Below are 3522 nucleotides of genomic sequence, written 5' to 3' on the forward strand. Positions count from 1 at the left end.
GGACCCCTCCCCCGCGGAGGGGCTCCGGCCGGGCCGCTTTTTCATTGAAAATCCGGGGACAGTCGCTTGACACCCGGAGTCAACTGAACGAAAATCACACGTTCTCAGAATCCGACCAATTCCTTACGAATCGTCGAATCGCCTGTGCGAGTAGGCTGTTCGGGGAGAATAGGGCCTTTCTGAAAACGGTTAAACCTGCGCCCCGGACGTCATCGGGACGCTTTTTTATCTATAGACGGACGATATGCCTACTATCAACCAGTTGGTTCGCAAGCCCCGTGAGCTCACGCACGACAAGAGCAAGAGCCCGGCTCTGAAGAACTGCCCCCAGAAGCGCGGCGTGTGCACCCGCGTGTACACGACGACCCCGAAGAAGCCGAACTCGGCTCTGCGTAAGGTCGCCAAGGTGCGCCTCACCAACGGCTTCGAAGTGATTTCCTACATCGGCGGCGAAGGCCACAACCTTCAGGAACACTCCGTGGTGCTCATCCGCGGCGGTCGTGTGAAGGACCTTCCTGGCGTGCGCTACCACATCGTGCGCGGCTCCCTCGACACCCAGGGCGTCAAGGACCGCAAGCAGGCCCGCTCCAAGTACGGCGCGAAGCGCCCGAAGGCGGCCTAATCGGCTTCGCGGCCCTGAGCCGCAGGCGAACGGCCGCTGGACGCTGCCGCGTCCGAGGCCGAGTAAGTCGCGGACGCTCAGTCCGCAAATTGATCAAAAATGCGCGCCCCGCAGTCTGATGTAGTCGGGAAGCGCGCAAGACTGAAGATAAAAGAGGAATTCAAATGCCCCGTCGTCGCGAAGTACCGAAGCGCGAAATCCTGCCGGATCCGAAGTTCGGCAGCGTTGAAGTTACCAAGTTCATCAATGTGATCATGCTCGATGGCAAGAAGTCGGTTGCGGAACGCATCGTCTACGGCGCCTTCGCGCAGATCGAAGAGAAGACCGGCAAGAGCGCCCTGGAAGTGTTCAACAACGCCATCAACAACGTCCGTCCGCTGGTGGAAGTGAAGTCCCGCCGCGTCGGTGGCGCGAACTACCAGGTCCCGGTCGAAGTCCGTCCGGTCCGCCGCCTCGCCCTCGCCATGCGCTGGCTGCGTGAGTCGGCCAAGAGCCGCTCCGAGAAGTCGATGCCGCAGCGCCTCGCCGGCGAGCTGCTCGACGCCAGCGAAAACCGCGGCGGCGCCGTGAAGAAGCGCGACGAAGTCCATCGTATGGCTGAAGCCAACAAGGCCTTCTCGCATTTCCGCTTCTAACTGCATCCCGACCGCACGGCGCCCTCCGGGGCACGTGCGGCGCACTTTGAGAGGAACCTTAAATGGCTCGTCAGACTCCGATTTCGCGTTATCGCAATATCGGTATTTCCGCCCACATCGACGCGGGCAAGACCACCACGACCGAACGCATCCTGTTCTACACGGGCGTCAACCACAAGATCGGCGAAGTGCATGACGGCGCTGCGACGATGGACTGGATGGAGCAGGAACAGGAACGCGGCATCACGATCACGTCGGCCGCCACGACCTGTTTCTGGCGCGGCATGGAGATGCAGTGGCAGCCGTACCGCCTGAACATCATCGACACCCCGGGCCACGTCGACTTCACGGTCGAAGTGGAGCGCTCGATGCGCGTGCTCGACGGCGCCTGCATGGTGTACTGCGCCGTGGGCGGCGTTCAGCCGCAGTCTGAAACGGTGTGGCGTCAGGCCAATAAGTACCACGTGCCCCGTCTTGCGTTCGTCAACAAGATGGACCGCACCGGTGCGAACTTCTTCAAGGTCTACGACCAGATGAAGAAGCGCCTGCAGGCCAACCCCGTGCCGATCGTCATCCCCATCGGCGCCGAGGACATGTTCCAGGGCGTCGTCGACCTTCTGAAGATGAAGGCCATCATTTGGGACGAGAAGTCCCAGGGCATGAAGTTCTCGTACGAGGAGATTCCCGCCGAGCTCGTCGACTCCGCCAACGAATGGCGCGAGAAGATGATCGAGGCGGCCGCTGAAGCGAACGAAGAACTGATGAACAAGTACCTCGAGGAAGGCACGCTTCCCGAAGAGGAGATCATCAAGGGTCTTCGTCAGCGCACGATCGCCTGCGAAATCCAGCCGATGCTTTGCGGCACCGCGTTCAAGAACAAGGGCGTGCAGCGCATGCTCGACGCCGTCGTGCAGTTCCTGCCGGCCCCGACGGACATTCCGCCGGTTCCGGGCTTCGACCTGAACGACAAGGAAGTCACCCGTGAAGCGAGCGATGACGCTCCCTTCTCGGCCCTCGCCTTCAAGATCATGACCGACCCGTACGTGGGCCAGCTCACGTTCCTTCGCGTCTACTCGGGCATCCTCAACTCCGGCGACACGGTCCTCAACTCCGTCAAGGACAACAAGGAACGCATCGGCCGTCTGCTGCAGATGCACGCCAACGAGCGTAAGGAAATCAAGATGGTCGAGTCGGGCGACATCGCCGCGGCCGTGGGCCTGAAGTCCGTCACGACGGGCGACACGCTCTGCGCCCTCGACGCCCCGATCATCCTCGAGCGCATGGAGTTCCCTGAACCCGTGATCTCGCAGGCCGTCGAGCCCAAGACCAAGGCCGACCAGGAAAAGATGGCCCTCGCCCTCAACCGTCTCGCGCAGGAAGATCCGTCCTTCCGCGTCCGCACGGATGAGGAGTCCGGCCAGACCATCATCTCCGGCATGGGCGAGCTGCACCTTGAGATTCTCGTCGACCGCATGAAGCGCGAGTTCAACGTCGAAGCGACCGTCGGCAAGCCCCAGGTGGCCTACCGCGAAACGATCCGTTCGACTGTTGAGAACGCCGAATGCAAGTTCGCCAAGCAGTCGGGCGGCCGCGGCCAGTACGGTCACGTCGTCCTCAAGCTCGAACCGCTCGAACCCGGCAAGGGCTTCGAGTTCGTCGACGCCATCAAGGGCGGCGTGGTTCCGCGCGAATACATCCCGGCCGTTGAGAAGGGCGTTGAAGACACCCTGAAGTCCGGTGTTCTCGCCGGCTTCCCGGTCGTGGACGTCAAGGTCACGCTGCACTTCGGTTCCTACCACGAAGTCGACTCGAACGAAAACGCGTTCAAGATCGCCGCTTCGATGGCCTTCAAGGACGGTATGCGCAAGGCGAACCCCGTCCTCCTCGAGCCGATCATGTCCGTTGAGGTCGAGACGCCTGAGGAAAAGATGGGCGACGTGATGGGCGACCTGTCGTCCCGCCGCGGCATGATCCAGGGCATGGAAGACCTGCCCGGCGGCGCGAAGAGCATCAAGGCCGAGGTTCCGCTCGCCGAGATGTTCGGCTACGCCACGCAGCTGCGCTCCCTCACGCAGGGCCGCGCGACCTACACGATGGAGTTCAAGCACTACGCCGAAGCTCCGCGTGCCGTCGCCGAAGCTGTGATCGCCGACAAGACGAAGTAAAATCAATCGGATAACCTGATCCAAACCATTTGACAAGGACTGAAAATGGCCAAGGAAAAATTTGAGCGCAAGAAGCCCCATGTGAACGTGGGCACGATTG

General features: G+C 61.6%; 3 protein-coding genes. All 3 read left to right on the forward strand.

Going from position 1 to position 3522, the window contains the following annotated elements:
* The first annotated feature begins 244 nt into the window (after nt 1-244).
* The 3 genes from rpsL (at nt 245) to fusA (ending at nt 3422) form a co-directional block, all read left to right on the forward strand.
* A complete protein-coding gene (gene rpsL / locus ACT6Y9_RS09510; RefSeq protein WP_005434247.1) occupies nt 245-622 on the forward strand; it encodes a 30S ribosomal protein S12 in 378 nt (125 codons plus the stop codon).
* 164 nt (nt 623-786) lie between these two features.
* Nucleotides 787-1257 (forward strand): 30S ribosomal protein S7, encoded by a 471-nt coding sequence (gene rpsG / locus ACT6Y9_RS09515; RefSeq protein WP_295480170.1) that lies wholly within the window; start codon nt 787-789, stop codon nt 1255-1257.
* A 62-nt stretch (nt 1258-1319) separates the two neighbouring features.
* The gene (fusA, locus tag ACT6Y9_RS09520) at nt 1320-3422 is read left to right on the forward strand and encodes an elongation factor G (protein WP_443744349.1); all 2103 of its coding nucleotides are present in this window, start codon (nt 1320-1322) and stop codon (nt 3420-3422) included.
* The last annotated feature ends 100 nt before the right edge of the window (nt 3423-3522 follow it).

The organism is Sutterella sp., from assembly GCF_052272535.1.
In the GTDB taxonomy this organism is placed as follows: domain Bacteria; phylum Pseudomonadota; class Gammaproteobacteria; order Burkholderiales; family Burkholderiaceae_F; genus Sutterella.

Coding starts and splice junctions, on each gene's coding strand:
- fusA (WP_443744349.1), top strand. CDS start 1,320: ATGGCTCGTCAGACTCCGATTTCGCGTTATCGCAATATCGGTATTTCC.
- rpsG (WP_295480170.1), top strand. CDS start 787: ATGCCCCGTCGTCGCGAAGTACCGAAGCGCGAAATCCTGCCGGATCCG.
- rpsL (WP_005434247.1), top strand. CDS start 245: ATGCCTACTATCAACCAGTTGGTTCGCAAGCCCCGTGAGCTCACGCAC.